Raw genomic sequence first — 16917 nt, 5'->3', positions numbered from 1 at the left:
CGGAACACCCCGGGCCTCAAGGGGTGAGGCCCGGCCAGGTCACCCCGGTGAGCTGCTCGGACGCCACCCACAGGCGTTCGCTCGCCACATCGTTCCGCGTCCAGCCCGTCCGCCAGGACGGGGCGGGCGCACCCCGCCAGCCCAGCAGCTTCGGGCCGGTGAACGAGTCGGGGCGCACTCCGGGCGCGGTGGCCGCGTACAGCGTCGGCAGCGCACCGGAGGACGCGGGCTGGGCGAGGATCCGGTTGCCGAGTCCGGCCATCCGTTCCGCGGTCCTGCGGTTCTCCATCCTGGCGCCTGCCGTCTGCAGATTGGTCGCCGCGTATCCGGGGTGCGCGGCCGCGGCGACGACGTCGGAGCCGGCCGCGGAGAGCCGGCGCGCCAGCTCATGGACGAAGAGCAGATTGGCGGTCTTCGAGCGGGCGTAGGCGATCCAACGCCGGTAGTTCCGCTCGCTGTTGAGATCACCCATGTCGATGTTGGACAGAGCGTGCATCCCGCTCGACACGCTCACCACCCGGGCGCCCGGGGTGTTGAGGAGCTTCGGCAGCAGCAGACCGGTGAGAGCGAAGTGCCCGAGGTGGTTGACGCCGAACTGGGTCTCGAAACCGTCGGCCGTCCTCCGGTAAGGCAAGGCCATCACGCCGGCGTTGTTGATCAGCAGATCCAGTCGGTCGGACCGGTACGAAGCAGCGAACTCCCGTACCGAGGAGAGATCGGCCAGATCCAGCGGTGCGAACTCCACCTCCGCGCCCGGCATGGCCGCCCGGAGGCGTGACTCGGCCTCCTTGCCACGGGTCTCGTCACGGCACGCGAGCAGTACCCGCGCACCGCTGCGTGCCAGTTCGCGTGCCGTGACGAGACCGATACCGCTGTTGGCTCCGGTGACCACGGCCGTACGGCCGCTCTGGTCGGGGATGTCGCTCGCGTTCCAGCCCTGGGTCATGGATCAAGCGTACGACCGGAGCCCCACGGCCGGATTCAGCTGCGGAACGGCCCCTTCACCTTGCACGTGATGCCGCCGGAGCAGCGGCGGCCCTGTCGTTCGCCGTCAGGCGGCGAGTACGGCGTGGACCGGTCGCGCCGCGTTCTTTCCGTCTGCGTCCTCATGGTGAGAAGCGTGTGCTGCGGGTGTTGCCCGACCGGATCCTCGCTGTTTCCCGGGAGGAACCTTGCGCTCAGCACCTCCGAAGAGGGTCTGTGAGGGCCGCGGAGCCCCGGAAGCTCAGAGTTCGCTCAACTTTCCGGTCATCCCGCAGAAGCAGTTGGACGGGACACGTATCGCGTCCATAGGGTCGCGAGCATGCCCGACATCACCCTGACCGCCCTCGTTGTCCTGTGCCTCGCCGCTGCCGCCGCGGGATGGATCGATGCGGTGGTGGGCGGCGGCGGGCTGCTCCTGCTGCCCGCGCTGCTGCTCGGTCTGCCGCACGTCCCGGCCGCGCATGTCCTCGGCACCAACAAGGCGGTGGCCGTCGTCGGTACCTCGGGCGCCGCCGTGACGTACGTGCGCAAGGCGCCGGTGAAGGTCGGGACGGCGGTGCGGATCGGTCTGATGGCGCTGGCCGGGTCGATGACCGGTGCCTTCTTCGCCGCCGGGATCAGCAGTGACGTGCTCCGTCCGGTGATCATGGTGGTGCTGCTGGCGGTGGCGGCGTTCGTCATGCTGCGGCCGCAGTTCGGCAAGGAGGCGGGCGGAGGCACGGACCGGCAGGTCACCCGGGCCCGTACCGTCACCGCGATCGTGCTGGTCGGCGGCGGCATCGGCTTCTACGACGGGCTGTTCGGGCCGGGCACCGGCACGTTCCTGGTGCTCGCGCTGACCGCCGTGCTCCACCTCGACCTGGTCACGGCGTCCGCCACCGCCAAGATCGTCAACGTCTGCACCAACGCCGGTGCCCTCGCGATGTTCGCCTACCAGGGCAGCGTGCTGTGGCAACTGGCCGCGCTGATGGCGGTGTTCAACCTGGCGGGTGGGCTGCTCGGTGCGCGGATGGCGCTGCGCAAGGGCAGCGAGTTCGTCCGTGGTGTGCTGCTGGTCGTGGTGTTCTCACTCGTCGCGAAGCTGGCGTTCGACCAGTGGGCCTGACGGCCTCGAGCACGACAGGGAGTGGATCGGCGACCGGGGTCAGCGCACTCCGGTGAGGTGCGCGTACGCGACCACGTTGCCCTGGTAGCCGGTGTCCCGTGAGAAGCCGCCGCCGCAGGTGATCAGCCGCAGCGCGGCGAACGGCGAGGCGCCGTACACCCGCCGGTCGGGGAAGTCCTTGTTCTTGTACACCTCGATGGCGTCGATCGAGAAGACGGCGGTGCTCCCGTCCTGCCGGACCACCTCGACGGTGCTGCCCTTGGTCAGGGTCCCCAGGTCGTAGAAGACGGACCGTCCCTTTGCGTTGTCGACATGGCCGGCGACGAGCGCGGTGCCCTTGGCGCCGGGCGGGGTGCCGTCCTTGTACCAGCCGACGACGTTGCGGTTCTCGGCCGGTGGCACGTCGAGGCTGCCGTCGGACCCGAGCCCGAGGCGGATCATCGGGGCGTCCACCTTGATGCTGGGGATACGGAGACGGACGGGCGTCGAGGGCCGCAACGGGGCGGCGACGGGCGAGCTGGGCTGCACTCCGGGACCGGCGGCGAAGGCCTGGGCGGTGGTCGGCTGCGGCGGTACCAGCACGGTGCCGGCGCCGTGCTGGATCAGCCAGACGCCGACCAGTGCTGCGACGGCGACCAGCCAGCCCTTGGCCTTCTGGAACACGGTCGTCCTCCGGGGTGTCGTCCTCCGGGACGGGGAAGGACGTGAGGAAGGAAGTGGGGGTCCCGCCCCGGTGACGCGCGGCCACCGGGACGGAATCGTGGCGGTACGGGGACGTGGGTACGTCCCCGTCAGCTGTCCGCCTGCGTGCCGCTCGCCCGACGACGCAGGAGCCAGGCTCCGCCGACGGCGGACGCGGCGAGAACGCCGGCACCCGCCGCGATCTGGGAGGTGTCCGGGCGGACGCTGCCGCCTACACCAGTTTTGACGTGCCCGGTGGGAGAGGCGGGCACGGTGGAGCCGTCGCGGCCGTACCCGTTCCCGGTGTCACCGCCTTGGCCGTTTCCGATGTCACCGCCTTGGCCGTTTCCGGTGGTGCGGCCGGTCCCGTTGCCGTTGCCGTTGTCGCGGCCTTGGCCGTTTCCGGTGTCACGACCGGTGTTGCGCCCGGTCCCGTTCCCGTTGTCGCGCCCGGTCCCGTTCCCGGTGGAGTTGCCGGTACCGAAGGGGTTCTGGTTCCCGAGGAGGCTCTCGCCCCTGGCTGCCAGGTTGTCGAGGGAAGGCACCGAGTTGCCGCTGCCCGTGTTGTTGCCGGAGCCGTTGTCCTCCACGGTGCGGGCGGGGGAACCCGCGGCGACGTACTTCGCGCCGTTCGCCGCCTTCACCCGCAGCGTGCCCGTGGCCATTGTGCCGTTCTCGCAGGTCACCTCGATGCGGTACGGACCGGCATGGGCCTCCTTCGGCACCGTGAACGTGCCGACCACCTTCTCCTCGCGAGTGATGGACGCCAGCGTGAAGGCGCCCGCTTTCAGAGGGTTCGCATCCCCGGCGGCCTTCGTGTCGTTCCCGCAAGCGGTGGTGCTCAACGTGACCGTGGTGCCCGGAGCCGCTTCCGCCGGGGAAATCTCCAGCTGACCGACATCCCCTGCATACGCGGACGGCGCGGCGGTGGTCAGGCCGAGCGTCGCAGCCGTGAGTGCTGCGGCGGCGGTGCCGGTCACGAGGCGGGCAGGACTGCGCATGGGGGTTCCTCCGAGCAGAGGCGTTGGCGAGTATCTCCTGGTGCCGAGCTAACGGGCGGCGCGCCACCCATGCATGCTGACACCCGGTCAGCTTTCACCCGACCGGTCCGGGCCGGGCTCCTTGCCGCGAGGTAAATATGCAGGTCACAGCGGGGATGGGAGGGCGGGCGGTCGGCCTCGCGACACACCGTGCTGATCGGGTGACGAGCTACGGGAATGAGTGGTGTATGTCACATGTATGACCTTGCCGGCCCCGGGCACACGCATGACACCCCACGGGACGGCCTTTCCCCCGCCGCCCCGGGTCGCCGCCCTCATCGGACCCACCCCCCTGGGCCCGATGGGGGCGGTCCCGTCCCGTCACCCGGGGGCGAGGGCGGTCCAGGTGACGGCCGGTGGCCGGACACGGGCGCAGGGGGGCTGCCCCTCGGCGCCGGGGAGGTCGCTGCCGGGCCGGCAGGTGCGGCCGGGGAGGTCCGAGCCCTCGATGCCGATCTGCACGGGCCTCATGCTTCCGTCAGACGGTGTCCCAGGGCGCAGCCTCGTACGCCGACCCCACGCGCTTCATGAGTTCCTCGTCGACCACGAACTCGGTGTCGTCGATCCGCCGGATCGGAGCGATGCCCTGCGTGTTGGTGAGGAATGCCGACCGGTAGTCGCCGATCCCGTCCAGCGTCACCGGGCGCCGTACGGACTCCAGCCCGGCGCCCGGCAGTTCTCGTTCCAGCAGGGCCATGGTGATGCCGAGCAGTGCGGGCGCTTCGGGCCAGACGACCGAAGTGTCGTCCCAGAAGGCGACGTTGGTGATCGCCCCTTCCGTCACCGTCCTGTCCGGTGCGATCAGCAGCGCCTCGTCGAAGCCGGAGCGCGCGGCGAGCTGCCCGTAATAGGTCTGGCCGAACTCGCCTGGGCGCTTGATGTGCGGGACGGTGCGGACATAGGGAACGGACATCAGGCAGTGCGGTTCGGTGGACTTCTGCGCCGGTCCGCGCACGGTGACCATGACGGTCGTCCCGGTGTCGCCCGGCGGCAGGAAGGCGTGCACCCGGGTCGAGGCATCCCGTACGCCGGCGCCGTCCAGCGCGTGCCGGATCAGCTCGCGCACCCGGCCGCCGTCGAGCCCATGGCCGAAGAGCTCCCGGTTGGCGGCGTCCAGCCGGGCCAGGTGGAGCGCGAGGCCGCGTGCCTTCCCGTCCCTGACCTGCATGGCGGTGAAGTGACCGTAGTTGGAGAAGGCGGGGATCCGGAGATCTGCCTCCGTTGCTGCGTGTCCGTTGAACTCGACGTACAGGGGCGCGGCGGTCGTCATGTGTTCCACGGTACGCCGGAGAGGTGAGAGGCGGCGCTTGACCTCAACCAAGGTTGACATACGAGTCTCGCCGCATGGAACTCACCACATCACCCCTGAAGGTCGCGGTCATCCTTGCCAGCAACCGCGAGGGCCGCTTCGCCCCGGTCGTCGCCGACTGGTTCCTCTCCCGCACCGCCGCTCACCCGGGCATCGAGACCGACCTGATCGATGTCGCCGAACTCGATCTCCCGTTCGCGCTCACCCACCGCCCGGGACCGGACGTGCAGGCCCGACTGGCGAGAGTGTCGTCCAGGTTGGCCGCCGCCGATGCCTTCGTCGTGGTCACGCCCGAGTACAACCACTCGTACCCCGCCCCGCTGAAGAACCTCATCGACTGGCATCACGCCGAATGGCAGGCCAAGCCCGTCGCCTTCGTCTCGTACGGGGGAGTGTCCGGCGGTCTGCGGGCCGTCGAACATCTTCGCCAGGTCTTCGCCGAGCTGCACGCCGTCTCCCTCCGCGACGCCGTGTCGTTCCACAACGCGGGCGCTCTCTTCGACGACGAGGGCCGGCACAAGGCCCCCGTGGTTGTCGACGCGGCGGCGAAGACTCTGCTCGACCAGCTGACCTGGTGGGGGAGTGCGCTGCGGGACGCCAAGGCGGTCCGCCCGTACGGCGGCTGATCCCTTCTCGACCGGAGGCAGGTCCCGGAGCGAGTGCTTCCGGGACCTGCTCCGTGTCAGCCGACCGAGACCGCGGACCAGGCCGCGGCCACCGCGTTCTGCTCCGCGCTGCCTGCCCCGTACAGGTCCTTCGCCGCGTTGAGCGTCGCAGTGCGGGCGACGGCGTAGTTGGTCGAGGACGTCATGTAGACCGTCAGCGCCCGGTACCAGATCTTGCCGAGCTTGTCCTTGCCGATGCCGCTCAGCGTCGCCCCGTTGCATGTGGTGCCGTTGTGCTGGGCGCCGCCGATCGTCTTCGGGCCGCTGCCCTCGGCCAGCAGATAGGCGAAGTGGTTGGCGACACCGGACGAGTAGTGCACATCCAGATTGCCGACCGAGGAGCTCCAGCAGTCCGCCGATTTGCCGTCCTTGGAGGGCTGGTCCATGAACCGCAGAGCGGCCTTCCCGAAGCCGGACTTCACGATCTTCTCGCCGATCAGATAGTCGCCCGGGTCCTGCGCGTTGTTCGCGTGGAACTCGACCAGCGTGCCGAAGATGTCGGAGGTCGCCTCGTTGAGACCGCCCGGCTCACCGGAGTAGGTGAGGTTCGCGGTCTTGGACGTCACGCCGTGCGACATCTCGTGCCCTGCCACGTCCAGCGCGACCAGCGGCCCGAAGGTGGATCCGTCCCCGTCGCCGTACGTCATGCAGAAGCAACTGTCGTCCCAGAAGGCGTTGTTGTAGTTGTTCCCGTAGTGGACGCGGTTGTACGAGCCCTTGCCGTCCCCGGCGATGCCGTTCCGGCCGTGCACGTTCTTGTAGTAGTCCCAGGTCGTGTCCGTGCCGTACTGGGCATCGACCGCCGCCGACGCGCGGTCGGAGGTGGCGCCGTTGCCCCAATGGTTGTCGGCGTCGGTGAACAGCACCGCAGGGGCCCGGCTCCAGCAGATGGAGAAGATGCAGCCGTCGGTCTTGTTCTGCGCGTCCCCGGTGTACGTGTTGCCGCGCGTCGCGTCCTTGAGCTGGTACGTCGACCCGGACAGGGTCGTCTCCAGCGGGACCGTACCGCCGTAGAGGGACTGGCCGTCTCCGCCGGCCGTCTCCAGGCCGTCCCAGGCGTCGATCTGCCGGCCCGTGCGCGCATCGGTGAGCACGACGCGGGCGACGGGGTTGCCCAGCGAGTCCTTGCCCGCGGCCTCGGTGCGCCAGGCCAGTCTGGGCGTGCCGTGCAGGGCGTCCACGACGAGCTGCGGCTTGGCGGCGACCTTGCGGAGTTTCTCGCCGCGGTGGGCGGAGCGGAGGGCGGCCGCACCCAGGTCCGCGGCCGTCGGCGCGGAGAGGGACGGGTTCACGGTCGGCACAGCGAGATCCCCGCGTACGGCCCGGTCGGCGCTCCGGTAGCCGCCGCCGGGTGCCAGGTGGACGATGAAGTCACCACCCAATACGGGGAGTTGGTGATAGGTGCGGTCGTAGCGCACGTGCTGACTGCCGTCGTTGTCGACGATCACATCGCGCACGGTCGCGTCCTGGGCGACGGTGAGGCCCAGCCCGGCGGCGTGCTCGGCGAGGGCGGCCTCGGCGTGGCGGACGGCTGTGGCGCGGCTCGGGGCGGGGTGGTCGGCCGCGGCTGCGCCCGCGGTGGCGGTGAGGGTGGAGGCCAGCAGGGTCACGGCGGCTGCGGCCACGGCGACCGGGGTGAGGTGCGATGCGTGCCGGATCGTTCTCATCGGACTCCTCGGTGTGCGCGGGGCGATGACGACAGATCTGAGTACGCATCAGATTTAAGGGTTCATGACAGGTCATGTCCATACCGCGTCGGGGGATCGAGGGGAGGACAGCGGGCCGGAGCACCCGGACAATCGACGAAGAAGGAAGCCCGACAGGCAGAAGAACCGAGAAGAACCGAGGAGACCGACGGTGACATCGCCGGCATGGCTGACCGTACTGACCACCACGGACAGCGAGGAGAAGGCCCACGCCCTGGCCCAGGGTGCGGTGGAGGCACGGCTCGCCGCGTGCGCGCAGATCTCCGCGCCCGTCACCTCCGTCTACCGGTGGCAGAACGCCATCGAGACCACCGAGGAGTGGCAGGTGCTGTTCAAGACCACGGCCGAGCGCTACGACGAACTGGAGGAGCACCTCCGGGCGGCGCACGACTACGAGACCCCGGAGATCATCGCCGTGCCGGTGGTACGCGGAAGCGCCGGCTACCTCAACTGGCTGACATCCCAGACCGGCCCGGTCGCGGCCCCCTGACCATGCCGCAGACCGCCCCCGAACTGCCCTTCTTCGTCTACGGAACACTGCTCCCCGGCGAACCCAACCACGACCTGTTCCTCCGCGGCCGGGCGATCGCGGAACAGCCCGCCCTGCTGCCGGGCGCCCTCCTCTACGACGGCCCCGGCTACCCGTACGCGATCGAGGGCCATGGCACCGTGCACGGCACGATGGTGACCGCCGCGCCCGCGAGCTACGCCGAGCTGCTCGTGCAGCTCGACCGGCTGGAGGAGTACGTCGGTCCCGGACACCCGGGCAACCTGTACGAGAGGGTCGCCCGAGAAGTCCGCCTCCCGGCCGGGAAGCCAACCGGCACCGGAACCGCCCGCGCCTGGGTCTACCTCGCCGCCGCTCCGGTCGCCCGCTCCCTCCGCTCCAACGGCACCCTCATCCCCGGAGGCAGCTGGCTCACCCGCCGGCAGCCTCCACCCGCACCGCGCACACCGTGAACTCCGGCATCCGCGACACCGGGTCCAGCGCCGGGTTCGTCAGCGTGCCGGCCCGGCCTTCACCCGCCCGGTGGAACGGCATGAAGACGGTGTCCTGCCGGATGGCCCCGGTGATCCGGGCAGGTGCCACCGCCCGCCCGCGCCGCGAGGCCTCCACCGGGACCGTGAAGTCGGCCGGTGCCTCACCCCTGAGGGGGTGTCCGGACCCTCAGTGCCTCCCCGACCCCGGGCTCCTTCGGCCCCAGGAAGTGCGGGTCCGGCTTGAACGTCGCGTCCAGCGCCGCCTTCCCCGCCGCGAACACCTCCCGCGTCCCGCCGTAGTACCAGGTCGCATCGTGCTTGGCGTCGACCCCGACGCCGTAGGCATCGATCCCCGCGGCGCGGCACAGCGCGATCGCCCGTCGGATATGGAACCCCTGGCTCACCAGCACGGCCCGGTCGACACCGAAGATCTTCTTGGCCCGCACGCAGGAGTCCCAGGTGTCGAAGCCGGCGAAGTCGCTGACGATCCGCTGGTCCGGCACCCCGTGCGCGACGAGAAACGTCCGCATGGCGTCCGGCTCGTCGTACTCCTTCCGGCTGTTGTCCCCGGTGACGAGCACGACCTTCACCTTGCCGTCCCGGTACAGCCCGGCGGCGGCCCGCAGCCGGTTCGCGAGATACGGCGACGGCTTCCCGTCCCACAGCCCGGCCCCGAACACCACGGCGACCTGCTGCGCGGGCGCGTCCGCGGCCGTCCGGACCCGGGCGTCGGCCACGGAGTATGTCCACGTGGAGGGCGCCAGCCCCAGCACACAGGCGATCATGACCCCTTGCACGGCCCGGCGCTGTCCACGCCGCGTGCGCGGCCGCAGCCGCCCCAGCCATTGTGGCCGCTTCCCTCGCATGGGAGCCCCTTGTCAGTGTCGTTGCGTTACCTGGTCGGACGGATATCCGGGCGCAAGGGTTCTCCGCCCTGCGGACTTCTTCGCCGGCGAGCCGTCCACGCGCTCCTGGTGAACCACTGACGAGCCGTCGACATACGCCTTGCGACCGCACGCACCGGACGACGCTCCTCGCGGGGCAAGCATTGCCGGTCACGGAAGTAGCATCGTCCGATGCTGCTTCCCCGGATGATCGCCTCCGACCTCGACGGCACTCTCCTGCGGGGCGACGGGACCCTCTCACCCCGCACCCTCCGCGCCCTGCGCACGGCCGAGAGCGCCGGTGCGGAGGTCGTCCTGGTCACCGCCAGGCCGCCCAGGTTCGTCGACCGGCTCGCCGACGCGACCGGGCTGGCGGGGACGGCGGTGTGCAGCAACGGCGCGCTGGTCTACGACATCGCGACGCGTACGGTCGTCTCCTCCCGCGCCCTGTCCGTCGCCGTCGCCCGGCGCGTGGCCACGGCGGTCGCCGCCGCTGTGCCGGAGGTGGGATTCGCCCTGGAGACCGGCAGCCAGGTGCTGTACGAACCGGCGTACCGGCTGCGGCTCTCCGAGGACATCGACGCCGAACTGCCCGTACCGACCCTCGCCGACCTGTGGCTCACCGACGTGCCCGTCACCAAACTCCTCGCCTGGTCCGCCCGGCTCGACGCGGACACCCTGCTGGCCGCCGCCTGCGAAGGGGCGGGCGCGGCGGGCCGCGAGGTGCAGTTCACGCACTCCGGCGGACGCGGACTCCTGGAGATCAGCGCGTCCGGAGTCACCAAGGCGGGCACCCTCGCCGAGCTCTGCGCCGGGCGCGGGATCGACGCCAGGGAGGTCATCGCCTTCGGTGACATGCCCAACGACCTGACCGTCCTGGCCTGGGCGGGCACCGGCTACGCCATGGGCAACGCCCACCCGGCCGTGCTCGCCGCCGTACCCACGCACACGGTGTCCAACGAGGAGGACGGGGTCGCGCACATTCTGGAGGGCCTCTTCGGGCCGTCGGCCGCTCCGTGAGCCCGCGGCAAAGACCGTCACCGGTCCCGCCCCTCCTGCCCCGTTACGACCGGGCGCCGGCCGGCCAGGCACGTTCCGGCGCACGTGAGGCGCATGAATCCGCAGCGACCGGGCCTCTTCCGGCGTCCGCCTGAGCCGTCTTGTCGGTCCGGCCGATTACTGTCGGAACCATGGACGGTACGCAGGGCACACAGGACCACGGCACCGCGCCCTACGGTGCTGCCGACGCCGAGCGCTGGGACACCGAGCCCGACAAACGGCCCGGTCGCACCGCCTTCCAGCGGGACCGCGCCCGCGTGCTGCACTCCGCGGCGCTGCGCAGACTCGCCGGCAAGACCCAGGTCGTCACGCCCGGCACCCGCAGCCTCGCCTGGGACGCCAGCCCCCGGACCAGACTCACCCACTCCCTGGAGTGTGCCCAGGTCGGCCGGGAGCTCGGGGCCGCACTCGGCTGCGACCCCGACCTGGTCGAGACGGCGTGCCTGGCGCACGACCTGGGGCATCCGCCGTTCGGGCACAACGGCGAGCAGGCGCTCAACGACTTCGCCTCGGACTGCGGGGGCTTCGAGGGCAACGCCCAGTCGCTGCGGCTGCTGACCCGCCTCGAACCGAAGCGGTTCGTGCGCGATGTGCGGACCGGCGAGCTGGTCAGTGTCGGGCTCAATCTGACCCGGGCCGCGCTCGACGCCGCCACCAAGTACCCGTGGCCGCGCGGCGCCCACCCCGCCGACCCCGGCTCGCCGAAATTCGGGGTCTACGAGGACGACCTGCCGGTCTTCCGCTGGGCCCGCGAGGGCGCCCCGCAGCACCGCAAGTGCTTCGAGGCCCAGGTGATGGACTGGTCCGACGACGTCGCGTACTCCGTGCACGACTTCGAGGACGGACTGCACGCCGGTCACATCGACCCCAACTGCCTCTTCGCCGAGCCGGAGCGCCGCGAGATCTGGGACGTCGCGATCGGACGGTACGTCCCGGCCGACACCGACCCGCAGGAGCTGGCCGACGCCCTCGAGCGGCTCATGGCCCAGGAGTGGTGGCCGCACGGCTACGACGGATCGGCCGTCGCCCAGGCCCGCCTGAAGGACGCGACGAGCCAGCTGATCGGCAGGTTCTGCCTCGCGGCCGAGACCGCCACCCGGCAGGCGTACGGGCACGGCCGCCTCGGACGGTACGCCGCCGAACTTGTCGTCCCCCGCGAGGCGCGCAACGAATGCGCGGTCCTGAAAGCGGTGGCCGACCGCTATGTGATGCAGCGCTCCGAACAGGAGGCGATCCGTGCCGACCAGCGGATCATCATCGCCGAACTGGCGGCGGCGCTGACCGCGCGCGCCCCGGAGGGCCTGGAACCGCAGTTCCGCGCGCTGTACGAGCACGCGCCCGACGACCGCGCAGGCAAGCGGGTCCTGGTCGACCAGATCGCCGCCCTCACCGATGCCTCGGCCCGTTCCCTGAACACCTCGCTCACCTCGCGGGGGCGGTGGGCGCGGGAGGGCTGAGAGCCCGCCCCTCGGGCATGTCCTGCGGCGGTGGGGCGCGGCGATGCCGCACAGCGATGCCGCGGGTGATGTGCTGGGAGCACATACCGCACTGCGCAGGGGAGCCGGGACGCCGTGAAAGCAGCCGTCGCACAGCACACCCCATGCCACCGGCCCACTCCGGCCCCGTGGACCGGATGTCGCCGGCTCCGTCCGGAGCACCCTGCTCCGCGTGGTGCCGGCCCGGTTGGCAGACTGGCCTGTGACCACAGGGTGTGACCTGATCGGGGTACACCCTCTTTCGCCATCACGCTGTGTGCGGGACGCTCGCAGTTGGCGGCGCCGCGCAGCAAGCACCGAGGAGGCATCAAGTGGTCGACGCACATCGCACGTTCGTCATCGTCGGCGGAGGACTGGCAGGAGCGAAGGCGGCAGAGACACTCCGGTCGGAGGGGTTCACCGGCCGGGTGATCCTGGTCGGCGATGAGCGTGACCATCCGTACGAACGGCCTCCCCTCTCCAAGGGCTATCTGGCGGGCAAGGAGGCACGCGAGAGCGTATTCGTCCACGAGACGGCCTGGTACGCGGGCGCCGATGTGGAGCTGCACCTCGGCACGCCGGTCACCGCCCTCGACCGCGACGCCCGCTCCGTGGAGCTCGGGGACGGCACGGTCATCCACTACGACAAGCTGCTGCTCGCCACCGGCGCCGAACCGCGCCGCCTCGACATTCCCGGTACCGACCTGGCGGGCGTCCACCACCTGCGCCGCCTCGCGCACGCCGACCGGCTGAAGAACGTGCTGTCCGCACTTGGCCGCGACAACGGCCATCTGGTGATCGCCGGAGCCGGCTGGATCGGCTTGGAGGTCGCGGCGGCGGCCCGCGGATACGGTGCGGAGGTCACCATCGTCGAACCGGAGGCGACCCCGCTGTTCCGGGTCATCGGCCCGGAGCTCGGCCAGATCTTCACCGAGCTCCACAGCGACCACGGCGTCCGCTTCCACTTCGGCCGCAAGCTCACCGAGATCATCGGCCAGGACGGGATGGTTCTCGCCGCCCGCACCGACGACGGTGAGGAACACCCCGCCCACGACGTGCTCGCCGCGATCGGTGCCGCCCCGCGCGCCGCCCTCGCCGAGGCCGCCGGTCTCGACATCGCGGCCCGCAGCGACGGCGGCGGCATCGCCGTCGACGCCTCGCTGCGCACCTCCGACCCGCACATCTACGCGGCCGGGGACGTCGCCAACGCGCTGCACCCGCTGCTCGGTACCCGGCTGCGCGTGGAGCACTGGGCGAACGCGCTGAACAGCGGCCCGGCCGCGGCCCGCGCCATGCTCGGCCAGGACGTCAGCTACGACCGGGTGCCGTATTTCTTCTCCGACCAGTACGACCTGGGGCTCGAATACTCGGGCTGGGCGCCGCCGGGCTCGTACGACCAGGTCGTGATCCGCGGGGACGCGGGCAAGCGGGAGTTCATCGCGTTCTGGCTGAAGGACCGCAGGGTGCTGGCCGGGATGAACGTCAATGTGTGGGACGTCACCGAAACCGTGCAGGAGCTGATCAAGGCCGGCCGGCCGGTCGACGCGGACGCGCTCGCGGACCCGTCGGTACCGCTGGAATCCCTGGCCTGAGCCCTTTGCGGAAGCTGCTGTTCCGTGCCGGGCGGGTGCGCTCACGGTTCCACCCGGCGCCCGCGACACCCATGACGGACCCGTCCTGTCCGAGCCCACCCGTAGACTTCACCCGTGGCAGGCAGGATCAATGACGACGATGTGAAGGCGGTCCGGGACGCGGTCCCGATCGACGCCGTCGTGTCCGAGTACCTGCAGCTGAGGAACGCGGGCGGAGGCAACCTCAAGGGGCTCTGCCCGTTCCACGACGAGAAGTCCCCCTCCTTCCAGGTCAGCCCGAGCAAGGGTCTCTTCCACTGCTTCGGCTGCCAGGAGGGCGGCGACACGATCGCCTTCGTGATGAAGATCGACCATCTCTCCTTCTCCGAGACGGTCGAACGCCTCGCCGCCAAGGCGGGCATCACCCTGCGGTACGAGGAGGGCGGCTACAACCCCTCCCACCAGCGTGGCGAGCGCATCCGGCTGGTCGAGGCGCACAAGATCGCCGCCCAGTTCTACGTCGAGCAGCTGGACAGTCCCGAGGCGGAGATCGGCCGGAAGTTCCTTGCCGAGCGCGGCTTCGACCAGGCGGCCGCCGCCCACTTCGGCGTCGGCTACAGCCCGGCCGGCTGGGACCACCTCACCCGCTATCTACGCGGCAAGGGGTTCAGCGACCGGGAGCTGATCACCTCCGGCCTCTCCCAGGACGGCCGCCGCGGCCCCATCGACCGCTTCCGCGGCCGGCTGATGTGGCCGATCAGCGACACGTCGGGCGAGGTCGTCGGCTTCGGCGCCCGCAAGCTCCGCGACGACGACAACGGCCCCAAGTACCTCAACACCCCCGAGACCGCGATCTACAAGAAGTCGCAGGTGCTGTACGGGATCGACCTCGCGAAGAAGGACATCGCGAAGTCCAGCCGGGCCGTCGTCGTCGAGGGCTACACCGACGTCATGGCCTGCCACCTCGCAGGGATCACCACCGCCATCGCCACCTGCGGCACGGCGTTCGGCGGCGATCACATCAAGATCCTCCGCCGGCTCCTGATGGACAACGGCAGCGCCCGCGTGATCTTCACGTTCGACGGTGACGCGGCGGGTCAGAAGGCCGCCCTGCGCGCCTTCGAGGACGACCAGAAGTTCGCCGCGGAGACGTACATCGCGATCGCCCCGGACAACATGGACCCGTGCGATCTGCGTCTCGTCAAGGGCGACGAGGCCGTTCGCGAGCTGGTCGAACCCCGCACCCCGCTCTTCGAGTTCGCGCTCCGCCAGATCGTCGGGCGGTACGACCTGGAGACCCCGGCGGGCCGCGGCGCCGCGCTGGACGAGGCCGCGCCCGTCGTCGCCCGGATCAAGAACAGCTCCTCCCAGCACGAGGTCGCGGTCCAGCTGGCGGGGATGCTCGGCATTCTCGACACCCAGTTCGTCGTCAAGCGCGTCGCGCAGCTCGCCCGCTGGGCCCGCGAGCGCGGCGACCGGGGTCCCGCACCCGCACCCTCCCGCGGCGGCCCCCCGCACCAGCAGGTCCAGGCCCCGACCGGCCCCTCGGGCCCCGCGCTCAACCTCCGCAGCCCCGCCCACCGCACCGAGCGGGAGCTCCTCAAACTCGCCCTGCAGAAGCCCGCCCTGGTCTCCCCGGCTTTCGACGCCTACGGGGTCGACGAGTTCACCGCCCCGCCGTACGCCGCGGTGCGCCAGTGCATCGCGGAGTCGGGCGGCGCCGAACAGGGCCTCGCCGACAACCGCGAGTATCTGGTCGGCGTCCTCGACGCCGCCCCCAACGACACCGTGCGCAAGCTGGTCACCGAGCTCGCCGTCGAGGTCTTCCACGGCAAGTCCATCGACGAGGCGTACGCGGGCGAGCATCTGGTCAAGGTCCGGCTGCGCGCCGTGGACCGGCGGATCAACGACGTCCAGGGCAGCCTCACCCGCCTGGGCAGCAATGTCGCCCCGGATCACCTGGCGGCCGCGCAGAACGAGGTCTGGGTGCTGCAGCAGTACGCCCAGTCCCTGCGCAATCACGGTGCCGACGCACTCTGACCGCCCCCCCGAGGGCAGCACCCTCCGGTAACCGGCCGGTTACGGACCGGACTCAGAAAGTCCGCGCACGCCCCTCGTGGCAGTGATGTGTCTTCCCCCACACTGGATGGCGGTGCCTGAGTCATCGGAGCGCGGTCCGCCCACTGCACGGTGGGCCCCATCCCCCGCGATCCGGCAGCGATCACCTGGAGGTCGCCCCCGTGCAGACCCGGACCGTGACCACAACCGAGCGTGTCTCGGCCGTCCCCGCGCAGAACCGGGCCATGCATCATCCGGAGGCCGCGGTGGACCCGCCGACACCCGAACCGCCCGAGCTGTCGGACATACCCGAAGCAGCCGGCGTCATGGAGGAGCAGGCGGAGGTGCCCGAACCGCCGGAGCCGCGCGGGCGCCCCGACCCCGGCGGTCCGTCCTCCGACCTCTTCCGTCAGTATCTGCGGGAGATCGGACGCATCCCGCTGCTCACCGCCGCCGACGAGGTGGAACTCGCCCGCCGAGTCGAAGCCGGTCTGTTCGCCGAGGAGCGGCTTGCGGGCACCCCGGACCCGGACTCCCGACTCGCCGTCGATCTGGACCGGTTGGTGGTCATGGGGCGGATGGCGAAGCGCCGTCTGATCGAGGCGAACCTGCGGCTCGTCGTCTCCGTCGCCAAACGCTACATCGGCCGCGGGCTGACGATGCTCGATCTGGTCCAGGAGGGGAACCTCGGGCTGATCAGGGCGGTCGAGAAGTTCGACTACGCCCGGGGCTACAAGTTCTCGACGTACGCGACCTGGTGGATCCGGCAGGCCATGTCCCGCGCCCTCGCCGACCAGGCGCGGACCATAAGGGTTCCCGTCCATGTCGTCGAGCTGATCAACCGCGTCGTACGGGTCCAGCGCCGGATGCTCCAGGAGCGCGGCTACGAGCCGACGCCCGAAGAGGTCGCCGCCCAGCTCGACCTGACACCGGAACGGGTCGACGAAGTGCTGCGGCTCGCCCAGGAACCCGTCTCGCTGCACGCACCGGTCGGCGAGGAGGACGACGTCGCGCTCGGCGACCTGATCGAGGACGGCGACGCGGCGTCCCCTGTGGAGTCCGCCGCGTTCCTGCTGCTGCGAGAGCACCTCGAAGCGGTGCTCTCCACCCTGAACGAGCGGGAGCGGAAGGTCGTCCAGCTGCGCTACGGGCTGGACGACGGCCGGCCCCGCACGCTTGAGGAGATAGGCCGGATCTTCGGCGTGACGCGCGAGCGCATCCGCCAGATCGAATCCAAGACCCTCAACAAGCTGCGGGACCACGCCTTCGCCGACCAGCTCCGCGGCTACCTCGACTAGGTTCTGTGGTCACACGGCCGGACGTCGCACGGCACGCACACACCGGGCGCCGGGCGGCCGCCCTTCGGGCGACGACGGCAGTGTGACCACAGGACTTCCGC

General features: G+C 70.8%; 16 protein-coding genes and 1 pseudogene. 9 read left to right on the top strand and 8 right to left on the bottom strand.

Translation table 11 applies throughout. From position 1 onward, the window contains the following. Positions 1-16: 16 nt before the first annotated feature. On the bottom strand, positions 17-946 hold the full coding sequence (locus tag ACNPQM_RS01290; RefSeq protein ID WP_418082482.1) for an oxidoreductase: 930 nt from the start codon (positions 944-946) through the stop codon (positions 17-19). 357 nt (positions 947-1303) lie between these two features. Here ACNPQM_RS01290 and ACNPQM_RS01285 point away from each other — a divergent pair, with 357 nt between their 5' ends. Further along, positions 1304-2089 (top strand): sulfite exporter TauE/SafE family protein, encoded by a 786-nt coding sequence (locus ACNPQM_RS01285; RefSeq protein WP_418082481.1) that lies wholly within the window; start codon positions 1304-1306, stop codon positions 2087-2089. A gap of 39 nt (positions 2090-2128) precedes the next feature. Here the strand turns inward: ACNPQM_RS01285 and ACNPQM_RS01280 are convergent, their stop codons facing one another. The 4 genes from ACNPQM_RS01280 to ACNPQM_RS01265 form a co-directional block, all read right to left on the bottom strand. Further along, positions 2129-2752: a class F sortase gene (locus ACNPQM_RS01280; protein WP_418082480.1), complete on the bottom strand. Its 624-nt coding sequence runs from the start codon at positions 2750-2752 to the stop codon at positions 2129-2131. Between the two features lie 128 nt (positions 2753-2880). Further along, positions 2881-3771 (bottom strand): hypothetical protein, encoded by an 891-nt coding sequence (locus ACNPQM_RS01275; protein WP_418082598.1) that lies wholly within the window; start codon positions 3769-3771, stop codon positions 2881-2883. A gap of 360 nt (positions 3772-4131) precedes the next feature. Beyond that, positions 4132-4272: a hypothetical protein gene (locus tag ACNPQM_RS01270; protein ID WP_418082479.1), complete on the bottom strand. Its 141-nt coding sequence runs from the start codon at positions 4270-4272 to the stop codon at positions 4132-4134. A 16-nt stretch (positions 4273-4288) separates the two neighbouring features. Beyond that, positions 4289-5080, bottom strand: a complete 792-nt coding sequence (locus ACNPQM_RS01265; protein ID WP_418082478.1) for an aminotransferase class IV family protein — start codon at positions 5078-5080, stop codon at positions 4289-4291. Positions 5081-5154: 74 nt separating this feature from the next. Between ACNPQM_RS01265 and ACNPQM_RS01260 the strand changes: the two genes are divergently transcribed. Continuing rightward, on the top strand, positions 5155-5745 hold the full coding sequence (locus ACNPQM_RS01260; protein WP_418082477.1) for an NADPH-dependent FMN reductase: 591 nt from the start codon (positions 5155-5157) through the stop codon (positions 5743-5745). A 56-nt stretch (positions 5746-5801) separates the two neighbouring features. Here ACNPQM_RS01260 and ACNPQM_RS01255 read toward each other — a convergent pair whose 3' ends face one another. Continuing rightward, positions 5802-7451 (bottom strand): M4 family metallopeptidase, encoded by a 1650-nt coding sequence (locus ACNPQM_RS01255; protein ID WP_418082476.1) that lies wholly within the window; start codon positions 7449-7451, stop codon positions 5802-5804. 190 nt (positions 7452-7641) lie between these two features. On the opposite strand from ACNPQM_RS01255, the gene cutA reads away from it, so the two are divergent. Next, positions 7642-7980: a divalent-cation tolerance protein CutA gene (cutA, locus tag ACNPQM_RS01250; protein WP_358858968.1), complete on the top strand. Its 339-nt coding sequence runs from the start codon at positions 7642-7644 to the stop codon at positions 7978-7980. 2 nt (positions 7981-7982) lie between these two features. Then, complete coding sequence (locus tag ACNPQM_RS01245) at positions 7983-8450, top strand: gamma-glutamylcyclotransferase family protein (protein ID WP_418082475.1); 468 nt, start codon at positions 7983-7985, stop codon at positions 8448-8450. Here ACNPQM_RS01245 and ACNPQM_RS01240 read toward each other — a convergent pair. Further along, a pseudogene (locus ACNPQM_RS01240) lies at positions 8410-8598 on the bottom strand (molybdopterin dinucleotide binding domain-containing protein); the annotation flags it as partial. The gene ACNPQM_RS01245 and the pseudogene ACNPQM_RS01240 sit on opposite strands and share 41 nt — an antisense overlap. 34 nt (positions 8599-8632) lie before the next feature. Next, positions 8633-9337, bottom strand: a complete 705-nt coding sequence (locus tag ACNPQM_RS01235; RefSeq protein WP_358858966.1) for a SanA/YdcF family protein — start codon at positions 9335-9337, stop codon at positions 8633-8635. A 225-nt stretch (positions 9338-9562) separates the two neighbouring features. Here ACNPQM_RS01235 and ACNPQM_RS01230 point away from each other — a divergent pair, with 225 nt between their 5' ends. The 5 genes from ACNPQM_RS01230 (at position 9563) to ACNPQM_RS01210 (ending at position 16816) form a co-directional block, all read left to right on the top strand. Beyond that, positions 9563-10375, top strand: a complete 813-nt coding sequence (locus ACNPQM_RS01230; protein ID WP_418082585.1) for an HAD family hydrolase — start codon at positions 9563-9565, stop codon at positions 10373-10375. A gap of 170 nt (positions 10376-10545) precedes the next feature. After that, positions 10546-11871: a deoxyguanosinetriphosphate triphosphohydrolase gene (locus ACNPQM_RS01225; RefSeq protein ID WP_418082474.1), complete on the top strand. Its 1326-nt coding sequence runs from the start codon at positions 10546-10548 to the stop codon at positions 11869-11871. Between the two features lie 350 nt (positions 11872-12221). Beyond that, a complete protein-coding gene (locus ACNPQM_RS01220; RefSeq protein WP_418082473.1) occupies positions 12222-13481 on the top strand; it encodes an NAD(P)/FAD-dependent oxidoreductase in 1260 nt (419 codons plus the stop codon). 114 nt (positions 13482-13595) lie between these two features. Then, entirely contained in the window at positions 13596-15500 is a 1905-nt protein-coding gene (dnaG, locus tag ACNPQM_RS01215; protein WP_418082472.1) for a DNA primase, read from the top strand. Positions 15501-15700: 200 nt separating this feature from the next. Then, complete coding sequence (locus ACNPQM_RS01210) at positions 15701-16816, top strand: RNA polymerase sigma factor (protein ID WP_418082471.1); 1116 nt, start codon at positions 15701-15703, stop codon at positions 16814-16816. The last annotated feature ends 101 nt before the right edge of the window (positions 16817-16917 follow it).

This window comes from Streptomyces sp. NPDC056231 (assembly GCF_048270745.1).
In the GTDB taxonomy this organism is placed as follows: domain Bacteria; phylum Actinomycetota; class Actinomycetes; order Streptomycetales; family Streptomycetaceae; genus Streptomyces.
The sequence above is the reverse complement of the archived record's forward strand: the minus strand, read 5'-3'. Positions and strand labels throughout refer to the sequence as shown.

Excerpts from the sequence above, each read along its gene's own strand:
- ACNPQM_RS01290 (WP_418082482.1), bottom strand. The coding sequence starts at position 946 with ATGACCCAGGGCTGGAACGCGAGCGACATCCCCGACCAGAGCGGCCGT.
- ACNPQM_RS01285 (WP_418082481.1), top strand. The coding sequence starts at position 1,304 with ATGCCCGACATCACCCTGACCGCCCTCGTTGTCCTGTGCCTCGCCGCT.
- ACNPQM_RS01275 (WP_418082598.1), bottom strand. The coding sequence starts at position 3,771 with ATGCGCAGTCCTGCCCGCCTCGTGACCGGCACCGCCGCCGCAGCACTC.
- ACNPQM_RS01265 (WP_418082478.1), bottom strand. The coding sequence starts at position 5,080 with ATGACGACCGCCGCGCCCCTGTACGTCGAGTTCAACGGACACGCAGCA.
- ACNPQM_RS01260 (WP_418082477.1), top strand. The coding sequence starts at position 5,155 with ATGGAACTCACCACATCACCCCTGAAGGTCGCGGTCATCCTTGCCAGC.
- ACNPQM_RS01255 (WP_418082476.1), bottom strand. The coding sequence starts at position 7,451 with ATGAGAACGATCCGGCACGCATCGCACCTCACCCCGGTCGCCGTGGCC.
- ACNPQM_RS01245 (WP_418082475.1), top strand. The coding sequence starts at position 7,983 with ATGCCGCAGACCGCCCCCGAACTGCCCTTCTTCGTCTACGGAACACTG.
- ACNPQM_RS01235 (WP_358858966.1), bottom strand. The coding sequence starts at position 9,337 with ATGCGAGGGAAGCGGCCACAATGGCTGGGGCGGCTGCGGCCGCGCACG.
- ACNPQM_RS01230 (WP_418082585.1), top strand. The coding sequence starts at position 9,563 with ATGATCGCCTCCGACCTCGACGGCACTCTCCTGCGGGGCGACGGGACC.
- ACNPQM_RS01225 (WP_418082474.1), top strand. The coding sequence starts at position 10,546 with ATGGACGGTACGCAGGGCACACAGGACCACGGCACCGCGCCCTACGGT.